This is a genomic window from Streptomyces sp. NPDC055189 (genome assembly GCF_053606765.1).
Window position 1 is genome coordinate 1 of record NZ_JBSGSG010000065.1, and the last position, 22,287, is coordinate 22,287.

The following is a 22,287-nucleotide window of genomic DNA, read 5'->3' on the forward strand; positions in this document are numbered from 1 at the left end:
GTGGTCCCCCGGGGGAACACCGCGCCCTTCCTCTCTTCGTACGTCGCTCAGGACTCGGTCCGGTACATCAGGTCCGTCTCGTGCGTGATGAACCCGAGCCGCTCGTACACGCTCACCGCGGCCTTGTTGTCCGCGTCCACGTACAGCATCGCCGTCGGCAGACCCGCCTGCGCCAGGTGGTTCAGGCCGATGGTCGTCAGGGCCTTGCCGAGGCCGCCGCCCTGCGCGCCCGACCGCACCCCGAGGACGTACACCTCGCCGAGGCCCTCGTCCGCGTGCACCTTGGTCCAGTGGAAGCCGACCAGCTCGCCGTCCTTCTCCGCGAGGAAGAAGCCCGCCGGGTCGAACCACGGCTCGGCCTTGCGGTCGTCCAGGTCGCGCTGGGTGAGGGAGCCCTGCTCGGGGTGGTGGGCGAAGGCGTCGGCGTTCACCGCGAGCCAGGCCGCGTCGTCCTGGCCGGGGACGAAGGCGCGTACGGAAACGCCTTCGGGCAGGACGGGCTCGGGCAGATCCAGGTCGCCCAACGATCGCCGCATCTGGCGCAGTTCGCGGAAGAGAGTGAGCCCGAGCACCTGGGCCAGGTGCCGCGCCGCCGAGTGCCCGCCGTGCGCCCAGATCCGCAGCCGGCGGCCGGACTCGCCGAGCAGCGCGGTGCCGAGCGCCCTGCCGTGCCCGCGACCCCGGTGCGCGGGGTGTACGACGAGCTCGGCGGCGGGAGCCTCGATGGGGTCGGTGTCCTCCAGCTGCGCGTACCCGATGAGCTCGCTGCCCACGGTGAGCAGCAGATGCCGCACCCCGTCCCGCGCCCCGCCGCGCAGCTGCAGCCGTCCCTGCTCGGACACGGCCTGCTGGCCGTCCGTGCGGGCGGCTTCCGTGATGAGCCCGAGCACGGCGTCGGCCTGGTCGGAGGTGAGGGCGGCGACCGTGTCGATCTGCCGCAGGGAGGCGGGAGGCTGCTGCTCGTCAGTCATGGAGTCGAGGGTACGGCGGCGACCGCTCGGGGAGCAGATGACGGTCGTGCTGACGGCTCGCGGGTGAGCACATCACTGACCTACCCCCGGCCCGCAGAGGAGCGCACCACGGCGTGTGCGCTCCTCGCGCCGCCGCCGGTCACCTTCGCTTCCGTACGCCGTAATCGATTTCCCGGCGGGGTCGGCAGTGACCCCGATGGCAACCACCTCGTAACCCGTAACCCCCTGTCGCGCTACGCGCGTTGACCTTAGGCTGCGCACGGAGTTTCACACCCTCAGTCGTCTCATACCTCTCCCAGGGGGACACGTGCCAGCCACACCTCAGCCACGTCGGCCAAGACGCCGCGCCACCCGGGTGCTCGCCGCCGCTGCCGGTCTCGCCACGCTCGGCGCGCTGGTCGCCGCGCTGCCCGCGAACGCGGGGCAGGACCATGCGGGCAAGGCGGGTGCGGCGGGCAAGAAGCGCACCGTCGACGTGCAGCTGCTGTCCTTCAACGACTTCCACGGCAATCTGCAGCCCCCGGCGGGATCGTCCGGCCAGGTCACGGAGGAGCAGCCCGACGGGACCGAGAAGAAGATCGACGCGGGCGGCGCCGAGTACCTCGCCACGTCGCTCCGTACCGCCCGCAAGGGCAACCCCTACAGCGTCACGGCGGCGGCCGGTGACCTCATAGGGGCGAGCCCGCTGCTCTCCGGCCTGTTCCACGACGAGCCGACCGTCGAGGCGATGAACAAGCTCGGCCTCGACGTCACCAGCGTCGGCAACCACGAGTTCGACGAGGGGGCCAAGGAGCTGGCCCGCATGCAGAAGGGTGGCTGTCACCCCAAGGACGGCTGCTTCGAGAAGGGCAAGAAGTTCAAGGGGGCGGACTACCCCTACCTCGCGGCCAACGTGACCGACGAGAAGACGGACAAGCCCGTCCTCAAGCCGTACTGGGTGTGGAAGCACAAGGGCGTCAAGGTCGGCTTCATCGGCGTGACGCTTGAGGGCACGCCCGACATCGTCTCCGCCGACGGCGTCAAGGGGCTCAAGTTCCACGACGAGATCGAGACGGTCAACAAGTACGCGAAGATCCTCGACAAGCAGGGCGTGAAGTCGATCGTCACGCTCATCCACGAGGGCGGCGTCCCCGCGTCGCAGACCTACAACTACAACTGTGACTCGCCGGGCGCGGGCGACGGCATCTCGGGCCCCATCACCACCATCGCCAAGGGCATCACGCCCAAGGTCGACGCCCTGGTCACCGGCCACACGCACAACGCGTACGTCTGCACCATCCCGGACCCCTCGGGCAAGCCCCGCATGGTCACCTCCGCCTCCTCCTTCGGGAAGCTCTACACGGACACGACGCTCACGTACGACCGCAAGACCAAGGACATCGTCCGTACGAGCGTGAAGTCCGCGAACCACGTGGTCAGCCGGGAGCAGGCGAAGGCCCCCGACATGACCTCGCTCATCTCCCGCTGGGACAAGCTGGCCGCGCCGGTCGCCAACAAGCCGGTCGGCTACATCTCCGCCGACATCCCCGGCCGTGGCGCCGGAGTCCCCGAAGCGCCGCTCGGCGACCTGATCGCGGACGCGCAGCTCGCGCACGGCAAGTCGCTCGACCCCGAGACGGATCTGGCGCTGATGAACCCCGGCGGCATCCGCTCCGACCTCGTCTTCAAGGCGAGCGGGAGTGAGGGCGACGGAGTCGTGACGTACGGCGAGGGCTTCACCGTGCAGCCGTTCAGCAACACCGTCAATCTGGTCGATCTGACCGGCGCGCAGCTGATCACCGGGCTCAAGCAGCAGGTCAGCGGGTCGAACGAGGCATCCCCGAAGATTCTGCAGATCTCGGACGGCCTGACGTACACGCTCGACATGACGAAGTCCGGCGCCGATCGTGTCGTGACGGACTCGATCAAGCTCGGCGGTTCGGCGATCGACCCGGCCGCCACGTACCGTGTGGCGATGAACTCCTTCCTGGCGGGCGGCGGCGACGGCTTCGCCGAGCTCGGCAAGGGCGCGAAGCCGCTGGTCGGCGGCGACGACCTGAAGGCGCTCAACGACTACCTGACGGCCAACTCCACGGCGGACAAGCCGATCGCGCCCCCGAAGGCGGACCGGATCACCATCGTGAAGTGACCATCATCGTGAAGTGACCGTCGTGAAGTGAACGACGCGTTAACAGCGCCACAGAGTAAGCGGCTGAAATCGGTCGTTACTGGGCGTAAGGCTTGGGGTGGGGTGTGAACGTATGGTGAAATCAGCTGATGCGTTCCCCCCACCGCATAGCCACGCTTCCGCCCGATCACAACCAGGCTCATCCGTCTGATGGTTGGCACGCCGAATCGGTTCCCCCAGAAGCAACTGCAGAGGCAACCGCAGCGCCGTACGAGGCGGTAGAGACCACCGCCCCGCTCAACCCGTACGACGAACTCGCCGCCCTCGCGACGCCGAACCCGCTGGAGCAGTTCCTCCACGAGACGGACGACGAGGATGAGGCGGGCAAGTCGGACGCCCCCTGGCAGCCGCCGAACCACCGCCGCGGCAACCGCGGCCGAGGCCGCCGCCGTACCCGGTTCGCCGGGCTGCCGCTCGCCGCGAAGGCCGTCGTCGCCCTCGTCGTACTCGCCGCCTTCCTCGCGCTCGGCGACCGCTGGGCCCTGCTCTACGCCGAGCACGAGGCCGCGGACAAGCTCAAGGACTCCATGCACCTGAGCGCGGCTCCCGAGGTCGACATCGAGGGCTTCCCCTTCCTGACCCAGGTCCTCGACAAGCGCGTGGACAAGGTCAAGGTCACCGTCCCGGACGTCGCCGCCGACCGGATCTCGCTCGCCCAGGTCTCCGCCACCGGCACCGACGTGAAGATCACCGGTGACGGGCCCACCGACATCAAGGGCGCCCTCATCAGCGAGATGAACGGCGAGGTGATGCTCTCCTTCGACGACCTCAACCGTGAACTGGGCGCATCGCAGGTCACCTTCAGCGGCCACGGCCACGACCAGGTGCTCGCGCGCGGCACGCTGCCCGTCGCCGGCCACGACCTGAAGCTGCGCGCCGACGCCCGCATCGAGCGCAACGGCGACCGCGGCATCTCCACCGACATCGGCAGGATGAGCCTGCAGATCGGCGACCTGGCCACCTACCGGCCCGGCACCCGCGAGTCCGAGGGCCTGCACCTCAGCAAGAGCTCGGCCGACCGCCTCGCCAAGGAGACGGCCAAGGCGAAGGCGCTGCTCTCCGTGCCGTCGATCGTCAAGCGGCTCGGCGTTTCGGACTCCGTGATCAGCGGCGCCCTGAAGAGCGACACCAAGCTGAACGAACTCGTCGGCTCCCCGCGCTTCATCAACGACGTGATGGGCCTCAACCTCATCGACGTCGCGATGGGCCACCCCGAGCTCCTGAAGAAGCTCGGCCTGGACCCGGCGCTGCTCAAGGGCCTCTCCCAGCTCACCCGCCCCGTACTCGCCGACCGCCTCACGCTCGCCTTCCAGCTGCCGAAGCTGCCGGGTGACGGGCACGTGTGGCTGAAGGACGTGAACGTGCAGAAGGACGGGATCCGGGTGCGGCTCACGGGGACCGGGCTGAGCATCGGCAAGTAGCGGGGTTACGCGGTGGGGTTACGCGGTGGTGGCGGGGGGCGGGGTCGGAGCCCCCGGCAGACGGACCGTCGCCACCGTTCCGCCGCCGTCGTCCTCGGCGGGCCACAGCGCCACCTCGCCGCCCGACTGGTGCACGGTGCGGGCCACGATCGACAGGCCGAGGCCCGATCCGGGGAGACTGCGGGCCGAGGGGGAACGCCAGAACCGGTCGAAGACGTGCGGGAGCTCGTCGGCGGGGATGCCGGGGCCGTGATCGCGTACGGTCAGTGCGCCGTCCTTCAGGGCCACCTCGACCGCGGAGCCGGGTGGCCCGAACTTCACCGCGTTGTCCAGGACGTTCACGATGGCCCGCTCCAGGGCCGCGGGCTCGGCGCGTACGTACCAGGGGGCGAGGTCCGCGGCGAACGTCAGCTCGGGGCCGCGGAGGCGCGCCCGCTCCAGGGCGGTCTCCACCACCTCGTGCAGGGCGATGACCTGCACTTTCCCGCCCATACCGCTGTCCGTACGCGAAAGCTCCTGCAAGTCGCCGATCAGCGAGGCGAGTTCGGTCATCTGTGCCGTGACGGAGGCGAGCAGGGCCTTGCGGTCGTCGGGCGGGATGGCCCGCCCGGTCTCCTCGCTGCGGGCGAGCAGCTCGATGTTCGTACGGAGCGAGGTGAGGGGGGTACGGAGCTCGTGCCCCGCGTCGGCGATGAGCTGCTGCTGGAGGTCGCGGGACGAGGCGAGCGATGCGGTCATGGAGTTGAAGGAGCGGGAGAGCCGGGCGATCTCGTCGTCGCCCTCCGCCGGGATGCGGAGGTCCAGATCCTCGGTACGGGCCACGTGCTCCACGGCCGCGGTGAGCTCATCGACCGGGCGAAGCCCGGTCCGGGCCACCCAGAGACCGGCGGCGCCTGCGCCTAGTACGCCGATGCCGGCCGCCGCGGCGAGCAGCAGCGCGAGCTTGTTCAGGGGGGTATTGACCTCGGAGAGCGGGCGGGACAGGGACACCGTGAGGTCGCCCTGCACCTGGGTCAGGACGCGTACCGACTCGCCGTCGTCGGTTTCGCCGTCGTGCAGGGTCTGCTCCCGCATCCCCTGCGCCACCTGCAGATCAGTTCCCTCCACCACGACGGGTGTGGAGCCGCGTCCCACGCAGCGCGTGCCGTCCAGCTGCACGACCTGCACGAAAACCGTCGTGGTGCCGGGCGCCGTCTTGTCGTTGGGGGAGCTGTGCGTGTCTCGGCAGGGGGAGATTGTGTCCGTGAGGTAGGGACCACCGACGTTGAGGCTGCGCAGGGAGTCGTCCATCTGGTCCCGCAGTTGCGAGCGGGTGAGGAGCCAGCACGACACCGCGACGGCCGCCACCGCCAGGGCCACCGCACACGCCACGAGCAGCGCGAGCCGCGAGCGCAACGGCATCGAACGGTACCGCTGGAAGAACCCGCTCACTCGGCGCCCCCGCCAGCCCCCGGCCGCAGCACATACCCCACACCCCGCACCGTATGAACGAGGCGCGGCTCGCCCCCCGCCTCCGTCTTGCGGCGCAGGTACATGACGTACACGTCGAGGGAGTTGGAGGACGGCTCGAAGTCGAAGCCCCAGACCGCCTTCAGGATCTGCTCCCGCGTGAGCACCTGGCGCGGGTGCGCGAGGAACATCTCAAGGAGGGTGAACTCCGTGCGGGTCAGCTCCACCGTGCGCGCCCCGCGAGTGACCTCACGTGTCGCGAGGTCCATCCGCAGGTCACCGAAGGCGAGCGTGTCGCCTTCCTCGGCCTGCCCCGCGGTGGCCGCGTACGAGCTGCGCCGCAGCAGGGCCCGGATGCGGGCGAAGAGCTCGTCGAGCTCGAACGGCTTGACCAGATAGTCGTCGGCGCCCGCGTCGAGCCCGGTGACCCGGTCACCGACGGTGTCGCGCGCGGTGAGCATCAGGATGGGCGTCAGGGAGCCGGTCGAACGCAGCCTGCGCGCGGCGGTGAGGCCGTCCATGCGGGGCATCTGGATGTCGAGGACGACGAGGTCGGGGCGGTAGGCCGCTGCTTTTTCGAGCGCGTCGGCGCCGTCGACGGCGACCTCCGTGCCGTACCCCTCGAAGGCGAGACTGCGCTGCAGCGCCTCCCGCACCGCGGGTTCGTCGTCGACGATCAGGATGCGCTGCTGCTGCTCGCCTTCGGCGGGGCTCATCGGCTTGTGACTTCCTTGAGTACGGGTCCGGGTACGCGCCCAAGCGCGGGTCGGACGGGGCCGGTATCAGCCTCGCACGCGCGCGCGGGGCTTGCGGCGTGCGGCGGGCCGGGACGCTGTCCGGGCCGTGGCGACCTCGGGGGCACGGGTCGCGGAGGCGCCGTGCAGTTCCCCGGCGACGGAGAGCGGGAGGCCGAGCCCCGCCGGATCGGTGTCGGGCAGGCTGCCCCACCCGATGGTGGCGGCGAGGGCGTGCCGGGCGCGGTTGACGGTGATCAGTGGTCCGGGCATGGCGGCCTCCAGGTGTTCCGGGTTCCGGGAGAGTGGTCGGGGTCAGTCGGTCGAGCCGGCCCGCAGGGTGTCGAGGTCGGCCTTGACCGTGTTTATCGGGATGGAGAAACCGAGGCCGACGCTGCCGGAGGAGCTCGACTGGGCGCTCTGCGAGGAGGAACTGGGCGAGTACATCGCGGAGTTGATGCCGATGATGTTGCCGTTCATGTCGATGAGCGCGCCGCCGGAGTTGCCCGGGTTGAGCGAGGCGTCCGTCTGCAGGGCCTTGTACGTGGTCTTCGACGACCCGGTGTCGCCGTTGAACTGCTCGCCGCCGTACTCGAACGGCCAGCCGCCGCCGCCCTGCTGTTGCTGCTGTCCCTGGTCCTCGTCCGTGGACACGGTGACGTCGCGGTCGAGGGCGGAGATGATGCCGCTGGTGACGGTGCCGGTCAGGCCCTCGGGGGAGCCGATCGCCACGACGTCGTCACCGATCTTGACGTTGTCGGAGTTGCCGAGGCTCGCGGCCTTGAGTCCGGAGGCGTCCTGGAGCTTGATCAGCGCCAGGTCCTTCTTGCTGTCGGTGCCGACGACCTTGGCGTCGTACGACTTCCCGTCGTTCGTCGTCACCTTGACCGACGTGGCGCCGGAGATCACGTGGTTGTTGGTGATGATCTCGCCGTCGCCCGTGATGATCACGCCGGAGCCGGTTGCCTCACCGGAGTCCGACTTCGCGCTGATCTCCACGATGCTCGGGCTGACCGCCTCGGCGACACCGGAGACGGTGCCCTTCTGGCTGGTGGGCACGACGTTCGTGTTGGTGGCGCTGCTCGACGTGCCGTCCTTGCCGGTCAGCTCCTGGAAGGCGTAGGCGGTGCCGCCGCCGACTGCCGCTGCCGCGATGGCTACGGCGGCGAGGAGGGCCAGGGGGCCCCGCGCCCGGCGCCGATGCTTGTGCGGCTCCTCCGGTGCGTAAGCGGGCGGGGGCGGGTACGCGCCCTGCGTACCGCCGTGGTGCACAGGCGCTGACGACTGCTGCTGGGGGTACTCGCCGCTGTTTGTCATGGGATCTAGGCTGCTGGGCGTTCATGAGAGGCGGCTGAGTACGCCCTGAGAACGCCAATAGAAGTGCGTATGCCCCATATAAAGCCGCCGCTTCGCGGCGAATCTTTCCCGCCCACCCACCCGATTACCCCGCATCTGCCCCACTGCTGGGCCCGCCATCGGTGGGTACCGGTGCAATAAGGGTCAGCTGCAGCCGCAGGACTGCCGCACCACAAGGCGCGACGGAAACAGCTTCAACCGTTCCCGGCGCGACCCGGCGACCCGGAGCCCGTCGTCCAGGACAAGATCCACCGCCGCCCGCGCCATCGCGGGTCTGTCCGACGCCACAGTCGTCAGCGGCGGGTCCGTGAGCCCCGCCTCCTTGACGTCGTCGAACCCGGCGACGGCCAACTGCCCCGGCACGTCGATACGAAGCTCCCGCGCGGCCCGCAGCACACCGATCGCCTGGTCATCGGTCGAGCAGAAGACGGCCGTCGGCCGATCGGGGCGGGCAAGGAGCTTCAGCGCCATCTGATACGCGTCGTAGCGGTTGTACGGAGCCTCGAAGAGCCGCCCCTCCACCGACCGTCCGGCCTCCTGCATGGCCCGCCGCCACCCCTCGACGTGGTCGGAGACGGGGTCGCCGACGGTCGGGGTCTCGGCGGTGCCGCCGACACACGCCACGTACTCATGGCCGTGTTCGAGGAGGTGCCGGGTGGCCAGCTGGGCGCCGCCGAGGTCGTCCGTGACGACGGCGACGTCGTCGATCGCCTCGGGCCGCTCGTGAAGGAGCACGACCCGCGCGTCCCACGCGTCGATCTCGGCGGCGGCCTGATCCGTCAGACCGTGGCTGACCAGGATGAGCCCGGAGACGCGCATGCCGAGGAACGCCCGCAGATAGTGGGCCTCGCGCTCGTCCACGTAGTCCGTGTTGCCGACGAGCACCATTTTTCCGCGTTCGGAGGCCGCCTGCTCCACGGCATGCGTCATCTCCGCGAAGAACGGCTGCCGGGCGTCCGGCACGATCATGCCTATGAGGTCGGTCCGCCGCGACGCCATGGCCTGGGCGACCCGGTCGGGCCGGTACCCCAGCTCTTTGATCGCGGCGAGTACACGCTCGCGCGTGGCCGGGGCAACCGGCCTAGGTCCGTTGTTGATGACGTAGCTGACGACGGCGGTGGAAGTACCCGCAAGTCGTGCAACGTCATCCCGAGTCACCTTGGCCACGCGCGGAGTCTACGCGGATGGAACTACCGCTGGGCAGGGCGTACGACAGCTTCCTTCGGCACGATCGCGGCGGGTGCCGTCTCCCGCTTCGGGATCTCCCGGTGCTCGCCCTCGGCCGGCGGAGTAGCCGCCTTCGCCTTCGCCTCGTCGGCCGCACGTTCGACCTTCTCCGGCGTCACGAAGCGATAGCCGACATTCCGGACGGTGCCGATGAGCGACTCGTGCTCGACACCGAGCTTCGCGCGAAGGCGTCGCACGTGTACGTCGACCGTGCGCGTTCCGCCGAAGTAGTCGTAGCCCCAGACCTCCTGCAGCAGCTGGGCCCGCGTGAAGACGCGCCCGGGGTGCTGCGCGAGGTACTTGATGAGCTCGAACTCCTTGAAGGTCAGGTCGAGGACCCGGCCCTTCAGCTTCGCGCTGTACGTCGCCTCGTCCACGGAGAGATCGCCGTTGCGGATCTCCATGGGGGAGTCGTCGGCGGTGATCGACTGCCGGCCCATCGCGAGCCGGAGGCGCGCCTCGACCTCGGCAGGACCTGCCGTGTCGAGAAGTACGTCGTCGATGCCCCAGTCGGCGGTGACGGCCGCGAGGCCGCCCTCCGTGACGACGAGGACCAGCGGACAGCCGGGTCCCGTGGAGCGGAGGAGCTGGCAGAGGCTGCGGACCTGAGGCAGGTCACGGCGGCCGTCGATCAGGATGACGTCGGCACCAGGGGTGTCGACGAGGGCCGGTCCCTCGGCGGGGGCGACCCGCACGTTGTGCAGCAGCAGGCCGAGAGCGGGAAGCACCTCCGTCGACGGCTGAAGGGCATTCGTGAGGAGCAGCAGAGAACTCATCGCCGCTCACCTGCCCGGTTCGTCTTGCGGTAGTGCACGGTTCGCTCGCCCATAACGTCGGTTCCTCCTCGGTCCCTGCGAGGACGTTTACGGCACTGCTTCGTACTGATCCTGCTGTTTCCTGCGGTGGAGGGCCCGCGCCCCGGACCCTCCACGTGCGGTCCTTCGGCTTCGTGGGCGAGTCCGCAATGTGAGACCGCCACGAGCCTCCTGAAAGCACGAAAGGACCCGGGGGCTTCGCTGCCCGGATCCTCTGCCAAGGAGAATAACCCACATGACTTCCGGTTCGGCAGGCCAAGCGGCGGGATCTTCTGTGCCACCGATCACGCGGACTCCGCCCCGCGTTCAACGCCGCGCAACGCTCCGTACACAGGACGGAGTCGCCGTCGAGGCGGCGTACGAGCCCGGTCCCGACCCGGCGTGCGAGCTCGCGATCGTGCTCGCGCACGGCTTCACGGGCGGCGTCGACCGGCCGCACGTACGCCGCGCGGCCGGTGTCTTCGCGCAGCGTGCGGCCGTGATCACGTTCTCTTTTCGGGGGCACGGGGCGTCCGGCGGGCTCTCCACGGTCGGCGACCGCGAGGTGCTCGATCTGGCGGCAGCGGTGGAGTGGGCGCGGTCCTTCGGCCATACGCGCGTGGTGACCGTGGGTTTCTCGATGGGCGGCTCCGTGGTGCTCCGGCACGCGGCCCTTGCCGGTGCCGCGCATGGGGGGCGCACGGAAGCGCGGGTTGACGCGGTGGTCGCCGTAAGCGCTCCTGCCCGTTGGTTCTACCGGGGGACGGCGCCGATGCGGCGGCTGCACTGGGTGGTGACGCGGCCCATGGGGCGTGTGGTGGGCCGGGTCGGCCTGCGCACCCGAATCCACCCGCACGAGTGGGACCCCGTCCCGCTCTCGCCGGTGGAATCGGTCCCGCTGATCGCGCCCACGCCGCTGCTCATCGTGCACGGGGACCGGGACCCGTACTTCCCGGTGGACCACCCCCGGATGCTGGCCGCCGCCGCGGCGGGCGGGGCCGAGCTCTGGCTTGAGGCGGGGATGGGGCACGCGGAGAACGCGGCGGACGACGCACTGCTCGGTCGGATCGCCGAGTGGGCCACGGCATCATGGACGTCGGCAAACGCCGAACGGTCGGCGTCCGTCGAAGGGTCGGCGTCCGTCGAAAGGTCGGCGTCCGCCGAAGGAGAGGAGCTGTGATGGTGAACGGCACCATTCGTTACTGGGCCGCGGCCAAAGCAGCCGCAGGCGTCGCGGAGGAGCCGTACGCTGCGACGACGCTCGCCGAGGCACTCGACGCGGCGCGCGAGCGACACCCCGGTGAGCTGGTCCGTGTACTGCAGCGATGCTCGTTCCTCATCGACGGCGACCCCGTGGGTACCCGCGGGCATGAGACGGTACGGCTGGCCGAGGGCGGCACGGTCGAGGTGCTCCCGCCGTTCGCAGGAGGGTGAGCAGCGATATGAGCGATCCGCGTTATGAGGGGTACGGGTACGGGGACTACGACCCCTACCGGCAGCAATATCCCCCTGAGCAGCAGCAGGCGCAGCAGCCTTACCGGCCCGAGCAGCAGCAGGTGCCGCAGCCGCAGCAGCAGTACGCCCAGCAGCAGTACCAGTACCCGCAGCAGCAGCCCTACCCGCCCGAGCAGCAGCAGGCGCCGCAGCCGCAGCCTCAGCCGCAGCAGCCGTACGCCCAGGACTCCTACACCCAGCAGTGGGAGGGGCAGACCTGGGACACGCAGGTTCAGCCCTCGCCCGTGGTGGACGTGACGGAGACCGCGTATCTGCCCCCGCAGGGGTACGGGGACTCCTACGACGCGTCCCCCGGCCGGCACGCCGAACCCGGCGGCTCCGGCGAGCATGGCCATGCCCAGCCGTCCCCCGCGGGCCGCGCGCCCATGGCCGGTGCGGAAGAACCGGACCCCGCCACCTACGGCCCCGCCACCACCACCGGCAACGCCCGCGTCACCGACGCCCAGCGCGCCCGTGCCGAGGGGCGGTCGCCGATCATAGAGCCGGGGATCCAGCCCGCCGCGCTGACCGCCGTCCTCGGACTGCTGCTCGCCGGGACCGCCGCCGTCGGGCAGTACGCACTCCTCGTACCGCTGATCCTGCTGCAGGCCGTCACCGCCGCCGGATGGTTCCGGCTCAACGGGATGTGGCCCGCACGGCAGGGCATCGCGCTCGCCTTCCTGGGCGGTGTCGTCGCCGACATCGCGCTGCTCGCCACCGGCAAGGAGAACGCGCCCGCCGCGATCCTCGGCACCCTGGGCGTCTGGGTGCTGCTCGTGCTCGTCCTGCAGCTGCGCAGCCGCGCCTCCGCCGACGAGCGGATGGCCGGTCTCATGGCGACCGTCGCCTCGTCCGCCCTCGCGATCATCGCGACCGGGCACCTCGCGGCATCGGACGACGCCGTGACGGTGGGCGGCATCGCCGTCGCGGTCGCCGTGATCGCCCGCGCGCTGCCCCTGCCGACGCCCGCATCCGTCGTCGTCGCGCTGCTCGCGGCCGCCGGCGCCGGAATCGCCGTCGGCGGCATGACGGACTTCGGCAGCAAGGGCGCGCTGCTCGGCCTCGGCGCCGGTGTCTGCGCACTGATCGGCCACCGGGTCGCCAGCTACGACTATCCGTCCCGCTTCGTGCACATGACGGCGGGCGTGGCACTGCCGCTCGCGGCGGCGGCCCCGGCCGTCTACCTCCTGGGACGGGCCATCGGCTGACCGGCGCGCGCTGATCGTCACAGCTGATCGACAGGTCCCCGGCCGGGCGCTCCCGCCGGGGACCTGTCCTTTAGGCTCACGGCAAACGACAGTTGTCGGGGGACAAGGTGGGGGAACACCGGACATGAAGCGCGCCGTACGAATACTTCTGATCCTCGTCGTCATCCTGGGGGGCCTGTTCGTGGCCGCCGACCGTCTGGCGGTCGGCTTCGCGGAGGACGAGGCGGCGGAGAAGCTGCGTACCAGCGAAGGGCTCAGCGAGACGCCCGACGTCTCCATCAAGGGCTTTCCCTTCCTGACCCAGGTCGCGGGGGGCACGCTCGACGACGTCGAGATCGGCATCGAGGACTACGACGCCACCTCCGGCTCCGACAAGATCCGCATCGCCGACCTGAACGCCCGGATGGAGGGCGTCGAGTTCTCCGGCGACTACAGCTCCGCCACCGCCGAGACGGCCACCGGCACGGCCCTGATCTCGTACGCCGAGCTGCTCAAGCAGGCGCAGGGCGAGCCGGTGGAGCTGCCGCTCGGCGCCACCGGCAAGGTGGTCGGGCTCTCGGACGGCGGCGGCAACAAGATCAAGGTCGAGGTCGAGGTCAGCAAGGGCGGCGCGAAGCTGCCGAAGCCGGTGCACGTCATGAGCTCGGTCAGGGTCGAGGGCGACACGATCAAGGTGAACGCCGACGAGATCCCGAAGAAGTTCGAGGTCATGGGCGTGTCCATTCCGCTCCCCGAGGGCATGGTCCGTGACGTGACCGACTTCGAGGAGAAGGTCACCGGGCTGCCGGGCGGCATCAAGATCGACGAGGTGGAGCCGGCCAAGGACGGCGTGGAGATCTCGGTCAAGGGCACGAACGTGAAGCTCGCGGGCTGAGGGCGGCCTCGGAACAGAGGCGTTCCGCAGTACGAGACAAAGCCGTCCGCGCGATGGATGTGGCAGAGGCGAAAACCGCCCCCCGCCCCCGCACGGACGGCTTCGCCGTTCAACCAACCCTTCACCGATCCCACATCGTGGATGATCGCGTCTCATAATCCGACACCCCGGTGACACGGCCGCCCTTGCGTCCTTACGATCGGACGCATGCAGCGACAGGCGGACCTCACGAAGCGGCGGGCAGTAGACCTGTGCCGCGTCGCCGCCATGCTCTGTCGCACCTTCTGAGCGGGAGCTCCGACTCCCGTATCCCCCGGCCCGTTGACCCTCGTCAGGGCCACCCCGTGCCGAGTACGCCGCGCCACCGCGCAATCACTTTTCGTACCCGGCACGTACCCCTCGCACAGCACCAAAGCCCCGCCGCAACTGCCCCGGAGGAGAAGAAGTATGAGCCGCAGCGACGTCCTGGTAGACGCCGACTGGGTCGAGGCCCACATCGACGACCCGAAGGTTGCCATCGTCGAGGTCGACGAAGACACCTCCGCGTACGACAAGAACCACATCAAGAACGCGATCCGCATCGACTGGACCGACGACCTCCAGGACCCGGTCCGCCGCGACTTCGTCGACCAGGAGGGCTTCGAGAAGCTCCTGTCCGGCAAGGGCATCGCGAACGACACCACCGTCGTCCTCTACGGCGGCAACAACAACTGGTTCGCGTCCTACGCCTTCTGGTACTTCAAGCTCTACGGCCACCAGGACGTGAAGCTCCTCGACGGCGGCCGCAAGAAGTGGGAGCTCGACTCCCGCGACCTGGTCGACGGCTCCGAGGTCCCGAGCCGCCCGGCCACCTCGTACAAGGCCAAGCCCCAGGACACCTCGATCCGCGCCTTCCGCGACGACGTCGTCTCCGCGATCGGCGCGCAGAACCTGGTCGACGTGCGCTCGCCCGACGAGTTCAGCGGCAAGCTGCTCGCCCCCGCGCACCTGCCGCAGGAGCAGTCGCAGCGTCCGGGCCACGTCCCGTCCGCGCGCAACATCCCGTGGTCGAAGAACGCCAACGACGACGGCACCTTCAAGTCGGACGACGAGCTCAAGGCCCTCTACGAGGACGAGCAGGTCGACCTGGCCAAGGACACCATCGCCTACTGCCGCATCGGTGAGCGTTCGGCCCTGACCTGGTTCGTCCTGCACGAGCTGCTCGGCCAGACCAACGTCAAGAACTACGACGGCTCCTGGACCGAGTACGGCTCCCTCGTCGGCGTGCCGATCGAGCTCGGCGCCAACAAGTAACCCTCTTCCCGACCCCCGCAGTGACCAGCTAAGGACGAACGCATATGTGTGGAGCGAAGGCCGGCGGACCCGACGCCTCGACGATCAAGCCCGGCGAGACCACCATCCAGGGCCAGGTGACCCGCGACGGCGAGCCCGTCAGCGGCTACGTGCGCCTGCTCGACTCGACCGGCGAGTTCACCGCCGAGGTCCCGACCTCGGCAACCGGCCAGTTCCGCTTCTACGCGGCCGAGGGCACGTGGACCCTGCGCGCCCTGATCCCGGGCGGCACGGCCGACCGCACGGTCGTGGCCCAGACGGGCGGCCTGGCGGAGGTCGCGATCGCCGTCTGACGACTGCGACCGCGGATCACTGACGGCTGAAGGGCCGCACCCCAGGGGGTTGGACGCCACTAATACGGGGTGCGGTCCTTCGGCTATCCGCAGTGGTTGGGGCTAGCGGCGGTGTTTGCCGTCCAGTTCGTCCCACCATTCGTCGGACTTCGCGTCGCCCGACGGGTCGTCCCACCAGCGGTCCTCCGGGCCCCGGCGGTTCGCCACGATGGCTGCCAGGGGCGGGATCACCATCGCCACGACGCACATGCCGACGGCGACGGGAATGGACCAGAGCCGCACGACGCCCCACGCCAGGACGAAGAGGGCGATGCACGTGCCCATCATGGCGAAGTACGCATGGCGTCGTCGCGCGAACATATTTCCAGCGTACGGCTGCGGGCGGGCGCCGTCAGTATCAGTAGACGAGTGCCTGGGTGCCGTCCGTCATCGCTTCCTGCACGAATACCTGCGCGCCCGCGATCCGTACTCCGTCGAGCACGTCCTTCTCGGTGATCTCGCGGCGCGCCGCGCACTGTGTGCAGAGGGTGATCGTGCCCGCGGCCAGGATCGAGTCGATCAGGTCGGGGAGCGGTGCCGCGTGCGGCAGGTCGAACTCCGCCGCGCGGCCCGGCAGCGCGAACCACGCCGACTCGCCGGTCAGCCAGAGGGAGACCTCGACACCGCTGGCCACGGCCACCGCCGCCACCGTGAACGCCTGCGAGCAGCGCTCGGGGGCGTCGGCCCCTGCGGTCACCTTGATCACGAGCTTCTTCGCCATGGCGGCATCGTATGGCCATCCACGCGGTCACTCGTAAGGCCACCTCGCAGCGAGCGGCGGGGCGCGCACGACTACAGTGGGAGCGGCTCTGATACCTGCCCCGATAGCTCACCGAGGAGCACCCCGTGCTTGAGGCCTTCTTCTCCGCCCTGCTGGTTCTGGTCTGCGTCGGCGTTCTCGCCTTCGCCGGACTGTCCGTGAAGAAGCTGTACCAGGGTCAGCGCTGAGCCCCGTACGTCCCGTACGCCACCTAGAGATCGCCTGAGCATCCCATGATCGAGATTCCGTCCGACCTGCACCCCGACCTCGTGCCCCTCGTGTGGCTCCTCGGCAACTGGGCCGGCGCGGGAGTCACCGACTTCCCCGGCGCCGAGAAGGCGAACTTCGGCCAGGAAGTGTCCTTCTCCCACGACGGGCGGGACTTCATCGAGTACCACTCGCACACGTGGGTGCTCGACGCCGAGGGCAACAAGGTCAAGCCGCTGGAGTCCGAGTCGGGCTTCTGGCGCATCGACAAGGACCGCAAGGTCGAGACCGTGATGGTCCGCGACGACGGCGTCGTCGAGGTCTGGTACGGCGAGCTCGCCGACCAGAAGCCGCAGATCGACATCGTCACGGACGCGGTCGCCCGTACGGCGGCCTCTGGCCCGTACACCGGCGGCAAGCGTCTGTACGGGTACGTGAAGGGCGACCTGATGTGGGTCGGCGAGAAGCAGACCCCCGAGGTGCCGCTGCGTCCGTACATGTCGGCGCAGCTGAAGAAGGTCGTATCGCCCGAGGACGTCGCCGAGATGGCGAGGAACCTGGGCGACCTGCCGGACGACGGCATCGCCTTCTTCAAGTAGGCCGTTTCCCCCACTGGCCTAGACTGCCTGTGTGGCGAGCACCGACTTCGACTGGAAGAGCGACCTGCGACAGCGCGGCTACCGGCTGACGCCGCAGCGTCAGCTCGTACTCGAAGCCGTCGACACCCTTGAGCACGCGACCCCCGACGACATCCTCTGCGAAGTGCGGAAGACGGCGTCGGGGGTCAACATTTCCACGGTGTACCGCACCCTTGAGCTCCTGGAGGAGCTCGGTCTGGTCAGCCATGCCCATCTGGGGCACGGTGCGCCGACGTACCACCTCGCGGACCGCCACCACCACATCCACCTGGTGTGCAGGGACTGCACGAACGTCATCGAGGCGGATGTCTCGGTGGCGGCGGACTTCACCGCGAAGCTGCGGGACACGTTCGGCTTCGACACGGATCTGAAGCACTTCGCGATCTTCGGGCGGTGCGAGGACTGCTCCCGCAAGGCCGCCGGGGACAGTAAGGGCAGCGAGGAATAAGAACGCCCGCTACCGGGTCGTAGTGTGGGTGAACATGAAGAGCCCCCTCCTGTCCCTGCCCGGCGCCGTCCCCGCCGAGGGTGTGGACGAAGGCGTCGCCGCCCACTACGGCGATCTGTTCCGTGAGCAGCGCGCGCTCGCGGACGGAAGCGGTTTCGTCGACCTCTCGCACCGCGGCGTCGTCACCGTCTCAGGACCCGACCGGCTGAGCTGGCTGCACCTGCTGCTCACGCAGCACGTGACGGAGCTGCCCGTCGGCCAGGCCACCGAGGCGCTGATCCTCTCCGCGAACGGTCACATCGAGCACGCCCTCTATCTCGTCGACGACGGCGAGACGGTGTGGGCGCACGTCGAGCCCGGCACGCAGGACGCCCTTGTCGCGTACCTGGAGAGCATGAAGTTCTTCAACCGGGTCGAAGTCGCCGACCGTACGGACGAGTTCGCGGTCGTGCATCTGCCGGCCGGTTCGATCGCCCCGGTCCCGGACGGCGTCGTCGTACGCGAGACGGCCCACGGCCGTGACCTGTTCCTGCCGCGTACGTCCCTTGAGGCGTACGCCGAGGAGAACGGCCCGGCGGTCGGCATCCTCGCCTATGAGGCGCTGCGCGTGGAGGAGCACCGGCCGCGGCTCGGCTTCGAGACGGACCACCGCACGATCCCGCACGAGCTGGGCTGGATCGGCACGGCGGTGCATCTGCAGAAGGGCTGCTACCGCGGCCAGGAGACGGTCGCCCGCGTCCAGAACCTGGGCAAGCCCCCGCGCCGCCTGGTCTTCCTCCACCTGGACGGCAGCGAGGTGCACCTGCCGGTTGCCGGTACGGAGCTGCGCCTCGCCTCGGAGGGCGAGGAGGGCCGGAAGCTGGGCTTCATCACCACTGCGGTACGCCACCACGAGCTGGGCCCGATCGCGCTCGCCCTGGTGAAGCGGAACGTGCCGCTGGACGCGGGGCTGCTCGCGGGGTCGGTGGCGGCTTCGCAGGAGGTCGTGGTCGAGCCGTAGCCTTGGCGGCTGGCCTTTGGCGGTGTTCTGGCCGCCGCTTCGCGGCGATTTTTCCCGCCCACCCGCCCGATTACTCCGGGTAATCGGGCGGGCGGGAGACCTCCGCCGCGAAGAGGCGGTTCAGTCTCTGGCCCGTCACATCTCCAGCAGCACGGTGAACGGCCCGTCGTTCGTCAGCGACACCCGCATCTGTGCGCCAAAGCGGCCGCAGGCCACCGTCGCGCCGAGCGACCGCAGTTGGGCGACCACCTCGTCCACCAGGGGCTCCGCCACATCGCCGGGCGCGGCCGCGTTCCAGGTAGGCCTGCGGCCCTTCCTCGCGTCGCCGTACAGCGTGAACTGGCTGATGACCAGCAGGGGCGCGTCGATGTCGGAGCAGGACTTCTCGTCGGCCAGCATCCGAACGGACCACAGCTTGCGGGCCAGTTGGGCCGCTTTCTCCTTGGTGTCCTCGTGGGTCACGCCGACCAGGACGCACAGCCCCTCGCCGGTGATCTCGCCGACCGTCTCGGCACCGTCCTGGCCCTCGACGACGACGCTCGCTCCGTCCACTCTCTGCACCACAGCACGCATATGGCCCATCATGCCTGCTCCGTACGGTCGCGATGGCGCCGGATGCGCCGCCCGTGAGGCTGTCCTGAACCCCCCATCTGGGGCCGATTGGGGGCACTCGCTCACATAGCGGCCACTCGGGGTGGCACCATGCTCACACGCGGTGTACCGCGCCGGTCGAGGGGACGGTAGAGCCACATGAGCACACCAAGTACGGGGCAGCCGCCCGGATCTGTGTCGCTGACCCACATGAGCGCCGCGCGGCGTACGAACGGTACGAACGTGCCGCGTCCGCCCGTGCAGCGCACGGGCAGCACCGGGCTGCTCGCCGAGCAGCCCGAGCGCGACCTGGCCGCGCTGCTCCTGCGGGAGCTGCGGGAGCTGCGCAGGGACGCCCAGCAGAACGAGGCGGACCTGAGCTACGTCCGGCGCCTCCTGCAGGGGCGGATCGACATCCTGCGGGCCGAGGTCGCCCGCCGCAGGGACCCGGCGGCGCCGGGTCCTGAGGGGCCGCTGGTGCTCCGGCTCTCCGAGATCCTCACGGACGGCCCCGCCCGGCACCGCTCGTCGGCCCGCCATGTGACGCTGGGCACGCCGCACAGCGCGGAGTACGGCCTGCTTGCCACGGAGATGCTCGCCGAGGTCGCGCTCTCCGACCTGGACGCCCGTACGGACGACGAGCTGCACACGGCCATGGGGCGCCTCACCCGCTACGAACAGCAGGTTTCCCGGCGCCGCCAGCAGCTGCAGCGTACGGCGGACGATTGCAGCGCGGAGATCGCCCGCAGGTACCGTGAAGGCGAAGCACAAGTGGACGACCTGCTCGCGTGACCCGGTGACCCCGGCCGGCGCGGGGGGCGCTCACGCCACCCCCGCCCCGGAAGGCCGAAGATGACCTCGACGTCCGCCGAGTCCGTGTCCACCCCCGCCATATCCCCGGTCCTCGCCGAGGTCGTACGTTCGGGCTTCGTCGAGGGCCGTCACAGGGGAAGCCTGGTGCTGCTCGCGGCGGACGGCAGCGTGGAGCTGGCCATGGGAGACGTGAGTGCCCCCGTCTTCCCGAGGTCGGCCAACAAGCCGATGCAGGCGGCGGCGGTGCTGCGGGCGGGGCTCGACCTGGCGGGCGAGCGCCTGGCGCTGACGGCGGCGAGCCACTCCGGGGAGATGTTCCACCGGGACCTCGTACAGAAGATGCTGGCCGAGCGCGGCCTGACGGCGGCGGATCTGCAGTGCCCGCCGGACCTCCCGCTGGATGCGGTCGAGGCCGAGTCATATTTGGCAGCGGGTGCCGTTCGTGACCGGGTAACGATGAACTGCTCGGGGAAGCACACGTCGATGCTCGCGGTGTGCGAGCTCAACGGCTGGCCCAAGGACTCCTACCTGGACCCGCAGCACCCCCTCCAGCAGCTGATCCTGCAAGTGGTCGAGGAAGCGGCGGGGGAGCGGGTGGCGGCCGTCGGCACGGACGGCTGCGGGGCGCCCCTGATGGCGATCTCGCTGACGGGCCTGGCCCGCGCCTTCCGTCACTTCGTCCTGGCCCCCGAGGGCTCGGCGGAACGCAGGGTCGCGGACGCGATGCGGGCCCACCCGGAGTACGTGGCCGGCACGCGCAGGCCCGACACGTGGCTGATGCGGGAGATCCCCGGCGCCCTCTCCAAGATGGGCGCGGAGGCGGTCCAGGCGTTCGCGCTGCCGGACGGCCGTGCGCTGGCCTTCAAGGTGGACGACGGCGGGCTGCGGGCGCTGGGCCCGGTCCTCGCGCGGGTGCTGCAGCTGGCGGGCGTGGAGGCGGAGATACTCACCCGCGTCGGGCGCTCGCCGCTGCTCGGCGGCGCTTTTGAGGTGGGGGAGATCCGGGCGGCGTTCTGATCCGTGGTCCCGGGGCTCCGGGGGGCTCGTCCGCACCCCCGGAGCCCCGGAGCGGTAAGGCTGACCGGGCTCCCGGCTCCCCTCCGGATGGGAACCCGGTCAACCAGCTCTGTCAGCCCGACTGGGCCAGGAGCAGGATGAGGATCGCTGCTCCGATTCCGCTGATCTTGGTGCTCTTGGCCTTGATGCCCACCGTCAGCAGGACGAAGGCGACGATGCCCATCGGTCCGTACTTCCACTGGACGAGCTGCTCGAATCCGATGGCGAGGGCGGCGATGGCGATGGCGATGAGCGGCATGACGTTCCCCCTTTCGCGGGCGAGGGCCGGGCCCTCGTCCCCTCAGGTCGGTGGCCGTCCGATGGACAACGGCTGGCGGCCAACCCCTCGGGGTTCCTGCCAGGCTGCCTAAGTTGGCTACCAACTTCACCTGAGTTATCTCCGCAGTGGCTCGATTTATAACCACCTTCCGAGCAACTTCCGAGCAACTCCCCAAAGATGGCGCGAAGTTGTACGGTTTGGTTGTGAGCCCGGAACCTGCGCCCGTGAACGGGATGAAGAGGCCGCACAGGTCTCACCATGAGGTGGCCGACGAGCTGCGCGACCGGATCAGGTCCGGGACGCTGCGGCCGGGTCAACGCATGCCCACGCAGGCCGAGTTGGCGGACGAGTTCGGCGTCGAGCGCGGTGCCATACGTGAGGCGTTGCGCACGCTGCAGGGCGAGAACCTGCTGGCCAATGTGTCCAAGGGGAGCCCTGCCACGGTCGCCGAGACCCCGAAGCAGGGGTTGTCCGGCCCCGTCGGTGTCACGCCGCAGCCCACCATGGTCGGCCTCGCGCCGCGCATCGCCGCCGCGTTCGAGGCTCCGGACGTGGAGATCGACGCCCTCTGCCTCACCTCCGTCTCGCTCACGATGGCGATCGGCGAACCGCTCCGCCAGATTCACGCGGGGCTGCGAAATCCGGCCAAAGTCACCGTCCGGGTGCTGCTGCCGAGCCGCAGCATCGACCTCGCCTTTCCCACGCCGGTGGACAGCGGGGGCGACGAGGGGGGCCACGTGCACCGGCGCTGGCTGGACCAGCGCAACGCGCAGGGGCAGGTCCTTCGCCACAACCTCCTCGCGCTGCGGGGCTCGCACGGCATCGACGTACAGGTCTCGTTCCGTGCGCTGCCGTTCACGCCGCCGGTGAAGTTGTACCTGCTCAACGGCTCCGAGGCGCTCTTCGCGTACTACACGCTCACCAGGCAGAGCGAGGAGATCGACCACGAGTACCTGGAGATGTACGACGCCCAGGGCGCGCAGTCGATGCTCTTCCCCTTCCGGCAGGGCGACGGGCTGCGGGACACGACGTTCGTGGAGCAGTCCCAGCTGTGGTTCGACGCGCTCTGGGACACGATCAGCCAGGACCTGGAGCTGGCCCACGGCTAGACCAGATCCTGGCTGGCTCGGATCCT

At 69.8% G+C, this 22,287-nt stretch carries 26 protein-coding genes; 15 read left to right on the forward strand and 11 right to left on the reverse strand.

Annotated features, from left to right (window positions below):
- Positions 1-47: 47 nt before the first annotated feature.
- Positions 48-971, reverse strand: coding sequence for a mycothiol synthase (gene mshD, locus ACWFR3_RS33340; RefSeq protein ID WP_453738414.1), 924 nt, complete (start codon positions 969-971; stop codon positions 48-50).
- Between the two features lie 307 nt (positions 972-1,278).
- On the opposite strand from mshD, the gene ACWFR3_RS33345 reads away from it, so the two are divergent.
- Together ACWFR3_RS33345 and ACWFR3_RS33350 are read left to right on the forward strand one after the other, a co-directional pair.
- Entirely contained in the window at positions 1,279-3,099 is a 1,821-nt protein-coding gene (locus ACWFR3_RS33345; protein WP_453738415.1) for a bifunctional metallophosphatase/5'-nucleotidase, read from the forward strand.
- 128 nt (positions 3,100-3,227) lie between these two features.
- Positions 3,228-4,559 (forward strand): LmeA family phospholipid-binding protein, encoded by a 1,332-nt coding sequence (locus ACWFR3_RS33350; protein WP_453738416.1) that lies wholly within the window; start codon positions 3,228-3,230, stop codon positions 4,557-4,559.
- 18 nt (positions 4,560-4,577) lie between these two features.
- Here ACWFR3_RS33350 and ACWFR3_RS33355 read toward each other — a convergent pair whose 3' ends face one another.
- The 6 genes from ACWFR3_RS33355 to ACWFR3_RS33380 form a co-directional block, all read right to left on the reverse strand.
- Positions 4,578-5,990, reverse strand: coding sequence for a sensor histidine kinase (locus ACWFR3_RS33355; RefSeq protein ID WP_453738417.1), 1,413 nt, complete (start codon positions 5,988-5,990; stop codon positions 4,578-4,580).
- Complete coding sequence (locus tag ACWFR3_RS33360) at positions 5,987-6,724, reverse strand: response regulator transcription factor (protein ID WP_453738418.1); 738 nt, start codon at positions 6,722-6,724, stop codon at positions 5,987-5,989. The genes ACWFR3_RS33355 and ACWFR3_RS33360 overlap by 4 nt, the downstream gene beginning before the upstream one ends.
- A gap of 66 nt (positions 6,725-6,790) precedes the next feature.
- Positions 6,791-7,015 (reverse strand): hypothetical protein, encoded by a 225-nt coding sequence (locus tag ACWFR3_RS33365; RefSeq protein WP_453738419.1) that lies wholly within the window; start codon positions 7,013-7,015, stop codon positions 6,791-6,793.
- A gap of 42 nt (positions 7,016-7,057) precedes the next feature.
- Positions 7,058-8,059 carry a S1C family serine protease gene (locus tag ACWFR3_RS33370; RefSeq protein ID WP_453738420.1) on the reverse strand — a complete coding sequence of 334 codons (1,002 nt, stop codon included), beginning with the start codon at positions 8,057-8,059 and terminating at the stop codon, positions 7,058-7,060.
- A 183-nt stretch (positions 8,060-8,242) separates the two neighbouring features.
- Positions 8,243-9,265, reverse strand: a complete 1,023-nt coding sequence (locus tag ACWFR3_RS33375; RefSeq protein ID WP_453738421.1) for a LacI family DNA-binding transcriptional regulator — start codon at positions 9,263-9,265, stop codon at positions 8,243-8,245.
- A gap of 23 nt (positions 9,266-9,288) precedes the next feature.
- Positions 9,289-10,101: a response regulator transcription factor gene (locus tag ACWFR3_RS33380; protein WP_453738422.1), complete on the reverse strand. Its 813-nt coding sequence runs from the start codon at positions 10,099-10,101 to the stop codon at positions 9,289-9,291.
- 274 nt (positions 10,102-10,375) lie between these two features.
- Here ACWFR3_RS33380 and ACWFR3_RS33385 point away from each other — a divergent pair, with 274 nt between their 5' ends.
- The 7 genes from ACWFR3_RS33385 to ACWFR3_RS33415 all read left to right on the forward strand — a co-directional run bounded on the left by ACWFR3_RS33385 (position 10,376) and on the right by ACWFR3_RS33415 (position 15,320).
- On the forward strand, positions 10,376-11,299 hold the full coding sequence (locus tag ACWFR3_RS33385; protein WP_453738423.1) for an alpha/beta hydrolase: 924 nt from the start codon (positions 10,376-10,378) through the stop codon (positions 11,297-11,299).
- Positions 11,299-11,553 carry a MoaD/ThiS family protein gene (locus ACWFR3_RS33390; protein ID WP_249589116.1) on the forward strand — a complete coding sequence of 85 codons (255 nt, stop codon included), beginning with the start codon at positions 11,299-11,301 and terminating at the stop codon, positions 11,551-11,553. The genes ACWFR3_RS33385 and ACWFR3_RS33390 overlap by 1 nt, the downstream gene beginning before the upstream one ends.
- 8 nt (positions 11,554-11,561) lie before the next feature.
- Complete coding sequence (locus ACWFR3_RS33395) at positions 11,562-12,821, forward strand: hypothetical protein (protein ID WP_453738424.1); 1,260 nt, start codon at positions 11,562-11,564, stop codon at positions 12,819-12,821.
- A gap of 124 nt (positions 12,822-12,945) precedes the next feature.
- On the forward strand, positions 12,946-13,695 hold the full coding sequence (locus ACWFR3_RS33400; RefSeq protein ID WP_453738425.1) for an LmeA family phospholipid-binding protein: 750 nt from the start codon (positions 12,946-12,948) through the stop codon (positions 13,693-13,695).
- A gap of 207 nt (positions 13,696-13,902) precedes the next feature.
- Positions 13,903-13,983: a putative leader peptide gene (locus ACWFR3_RS33405; RefSeq protein WP_351007875.1), complete on the forward strand. Its 81-nt coding sequence runs from the start codon at positions 13,903-13,905 to the stop codon at positions 13,981-13,983.
- Between the two features lie 159 nt (positions 13,984-14,142).
- Positions 14,143-14,988, forward strand: coding sequence for a sulfurtransferase (locus tag ACWFR3_RS33410; RefSeq protein WP_383324783.1), 846 nt, complete (start codon positions 14,143-14,145; stop codon positions 14,986-14,988).
- Positions 14,989-15,032: 44 nt separating this feature from the next.
- Positions 15,033-15,320 carry a DUF1416 domain-containing protein gene (locus ACWFR3_RS33415; protein ID WP_160505842.1) on the forward strand — a complete coding sequence of 96 codons (288 nt, stop codon included), beginning with the start codon at positions 15,033-15,035 and terminating at the stop codon, positions 15,318-15,320.
- A 102-nt stretch (positions 15,321-15,422) separates the two neighbouring features.
- On the opposite strand, the gene ACWFR3_RS33420 is transcribed toward ACWFR3_RS33415, so the two are convergent.
- Positions 15,423-15,680, reverse strand: a complete 258-nt coding sequence (locus tag ACWFR3_RS33420; protein ID WP_453738426.1) for a DUF3099 domain-containing protein — start codon at positions 15,678-15,680, stop codon at positions 15,423-15,425.
- A gap of 37 nt (positions 15,681-15,717) precedes the next feature.
- Complete coding sequence (locus ACWFR3_RS33425) at positions 15,718-16,080, reverse strand: DsrE family protein (protein WP_453738427.1); 363 nt, start codon at positions 16,078-16,080, stop codon at positions 15,718-15,720.
- A gap of 272 nt (positions 16,081-16,352) precedes the next feature.
- Between ACWFR3_RS33425 and ACWFR3_RS33430 the strand changes: the two genes are divergently transcribed.
- From ACWFR3_RS33430 to ygfZ, 3 genes are read left to right on the forward strand one after another with little or no spacing between them, the layout of a single operon-like run.
- Positions 16,353-16,925, forward strand: coding sequence for an FABP family protein (locus tag ACWFR3_RS33430; RefSeq protein ID WP_361200562.1), 573 nt, complete (start codon positions 16,353-16,355; stop codon positions 16,923-16,925).
- A 31-nt stretch (positions 16,926-16,956) separates the two neighbouring features.
- Positions 16,957-17,412 (forward strand): Fur family transcriptional regulator, encoded by a 456-nt coding sequence (locus ACWFR3_RS33435; protein ID WP_453738428.1) that lies wholly within the window; start codon positions 16,957-16,959, stop codon positions 17,410-17,412.
- Between the two features lie 34 nt (positions 17,413-17,446).
- Positions 17,447-18,412: a CAF17-like 4Fe-4S cluster assembly/insertion protein YgfZ gene (ygfZ, locus tag ACWFR3_RS33440; protein ID WP_453738429.1), complete on the forward strand. Its 966-nt coding sequence runs from the start codon at positions 17,447-17,449 to the stop codon at positions 18,410-18,412.
- 135 nt (positions 18,413-18,547) lie between these two features.
- Here the strand turns inward: ygfZ and dtd are convergent, their stop codons facing one another.
- Positions 18,548-18,985, reverse strand: coding sequence for a D-aminoacyl-tRNA deacylase (gene dtd, locus ACWFR3_RS33445; protein WP_453738430.1), 438 nt, complete (start codon positions 18,983-18,985; stop codon positions 18,548-18,550).
- A 177-nt stretch (positions 18,986-19,162) separates the two neighbouring features.
- Between dtd and ACWFR3_RS33450 the strand changes: the two genes are divergently transcribed.
- Together ACWFR3_RS33450 and ACWFR3_RS33455 are read left to right on the forward strand one after the other, a co-directional pair.
- The gene (locus tag ACWFR3_RS33450) at positions 19,163-19,795 is read left to right on the forward strand and encodes an RsiG family protein (RefSeq protein ID WP_453738431.1); all 633 of its coding nucleotides are present in this window, start codon (positions 19,163-19,165) and stop codon (positions 19,793-19,795) included.
- Positions 19,796-19,855: 60 nt separating this feature from the next.
- Complete coding sequence (locus ACWFR3_RS33455; RefSeq protein WP_453738432.1) at positions 19,856-20,833, forward strand: asparaginase; 978 nt, start codon at positions 19,856-19,858, stop codon at positions 20,831-20,833.
- 112 nt (positions 20,834-20,945) lie between these two features.
- On the opposite strand, the gene ACWFR3_RS33460 is transcribed toward ACWFR3_RS33455, so the two are convergent.
- The gene (locus ACWFR3_RS33460) at positions 20,946-21,131 is read right to left on the reverse strand and encodes a hypothetical protein (RefSeq protein WP_453738433.1); all 186 of its coding nucleotides are present in this window, start codon (positions 21,129-21,131) and stop codon (positions 20,946-20,948) included.
- 254 nt (positions 21,132-21,385) lie between these two features.
- Between ACWFR3_RS33460 and ACWFR3_RS33465 the strand changes: the two genes are divergently transcribed.
- Entirely contained in the window at positions 21,386-22,261 is an 876-nt protein-coding gene (locus tag ACWFR3_RS33465; RefSeq protein ID WP_453738465.1) for a FadR/GntR family transcriptional regulator, read from the forward strand.
- Positions 22,262-22,287: the final 26 nt, after the last annotated feature.

Excerpts from the sequence above, each read along its gene's own strand:
- ACWFR3_RS33400 (WP_453738425.1), top strand. The coding sequence starts at position 12,946 with ATGAAGCGCGCCGTACGAATACTTCTGATCCTCGTCGTCATCCTGGGG.
- mshD (WP_453738414.1), bottom strand. The coding sequence starts at position 971 with ATGACTGACGAGCAGCAGCCTCCCGCCTCCCTGCGGCAGATCGACACG.
- ACWFR3_RS33420 (WP_453738426.1), bottom strand. The coding sequence starts at position 15,680 with ATGTTCGCGCGACGACGCCATGCGTACTTCGCCATGATGGGCACGTGC.
- ACWFR3_RS33430 (WP_361200562.1), top strand. The coding sequence starts at position 16,353 with ATGATCGAGATTCCGTCCGACCTGCACCCCGACCTCGTGCCCCTCGTG.
- ACWFR3_RS33390 (WP_249589116.1), top strand. The coding sequence starts at position 11,299 with ATGGTGAACGGCACCATTCGTTACTGGGCCGCGGCCAAAGCAGCCGCA.
- ACWFR3_RS33425 (WP_453738427.1), bottom strand. The coding sequence starts at position 16,080 with ATGGCGAAGAAGCTCGTGATCAAGGTGACCGCAGGGGCCGACGCCCCC.
- ACWFR3_RS33360 (WP_453738418.1), bottom strand. The coding sequence starts at position 6,724 with ATGAGCCCCGCCGAAGGCGAGCAGCAGCAGCGCATCCTGATCGTCGAC.
- dtd (WP_453738430.1), bottom strand. The coding sequence starts at position 18,985 with ATGCGTGCTGTGGTGCAGAGAGTGGACGGAGCGAGCGTCGTCGTCGAG.
- ACWFR3_RS33450 (WP_453738431.1), top strand. The coding sequence starts at position 19,163 with ATGAGCACACCAAGTACGGGGCAGCCGCCCGGATCTGTGTCGCTGACC.
- ygfZ (WP_453738429.1), top strand. The coding sequence starts at position 17,447 with ATGAAGAGCCCCCTCCTGTCCCTGCCCGGCGCCGTCCCCGCCGAGGGT.
- ACWFR3_RS33370 (WP_453738420.1), bottom strand. The coding sequence starts at position 8,059 with ATGACAAACAGCGGCGAGTACCCCCAGCAGCAGTCGTCAGCGCCTGTG.
- ACWFR3_RS33405 (WP_351007875.1), top strand. The coding sequence starts at position 13,903 with ATGCAGCGACAGGCGGACCTCACGAAGCGGCGGGCAGTAGACCTGTGC.
- ACWFR3_RS33380 (WP_453738422.1), bottom strand. The coding sequence starts at position 10,101 with ATGAGTTCTCTGCTGCTCCTCACGAATGCCCTTCAGCCGTCGACGGAG.
- ACWFR3_RS33350 (WP_453738416.1), top strand. The coding sequence starts at position 3,228 with ATGCGTTCCCCCCACCGCATAGCCACGCTTCCGCCCGATCACAACCAG.
- ACWFR3_RS33455 (WP_453738432.1), top strand. The coding sequence starts at position 19,856 with ATGACCTCGACGTCCGCCGAGTCCGTGTCCACCCCCGCCATATCCCCG.
- ACWFR3_RS33395 (WP_453738424.1), top strand. The coding sequence starts at position 11,562 with ATGAGCGATCCGCGTTATGAGGGGTACGGGTACGGGGACTACGACCCC.
- ACWFR3_RS33415 (WP_160505842.1), top strand. The coding sequence starts at position 15,033 with ATGTGTGGAGCGAAGGCCGGCGGACCCGACGCCTCGACGATCAAGCCC.
- ACWFR3_RS33410 (WP_383324783.1), top strand. The coding sequence starts at position 14,143 with ATGAGCCGCAGCGACGTCCTGGTAGACGCCGACTGGGTCGAGGCCCAC.
- ACWFR3_RS33460 (WP_453738433.1), bottom strand. The coding sequence starts at position 21,131 with ATGCCGCTCATCGCCATCGCCATCGCCGCCCTCGCCATCGGATTCGAG.
- ACWFR3_RS33385 (WP_453738423.1), top strand. The coding sequence starts at position 10,376 with ATGACTTCCGGTTCGGCAGGCCAAGCGGCGGGATCTTCTGTGCCACCG.
- ACWFR3_RS33365 (WP_453738419.1), bottom strand. The coding sequence starts at position 7,015 with ATGCCCGGACCACTGATCACCGTCAACCGCGCCCGGCACGCCCTCGCC.
- ACWFR3_RS33465 (WP_453738465.1), top strand. The coding sequence starts at position 21,386 with ATGAAGAGGCCGCACAGGTCTCACCATGAGGTGGCCGACGAGCTGCGC.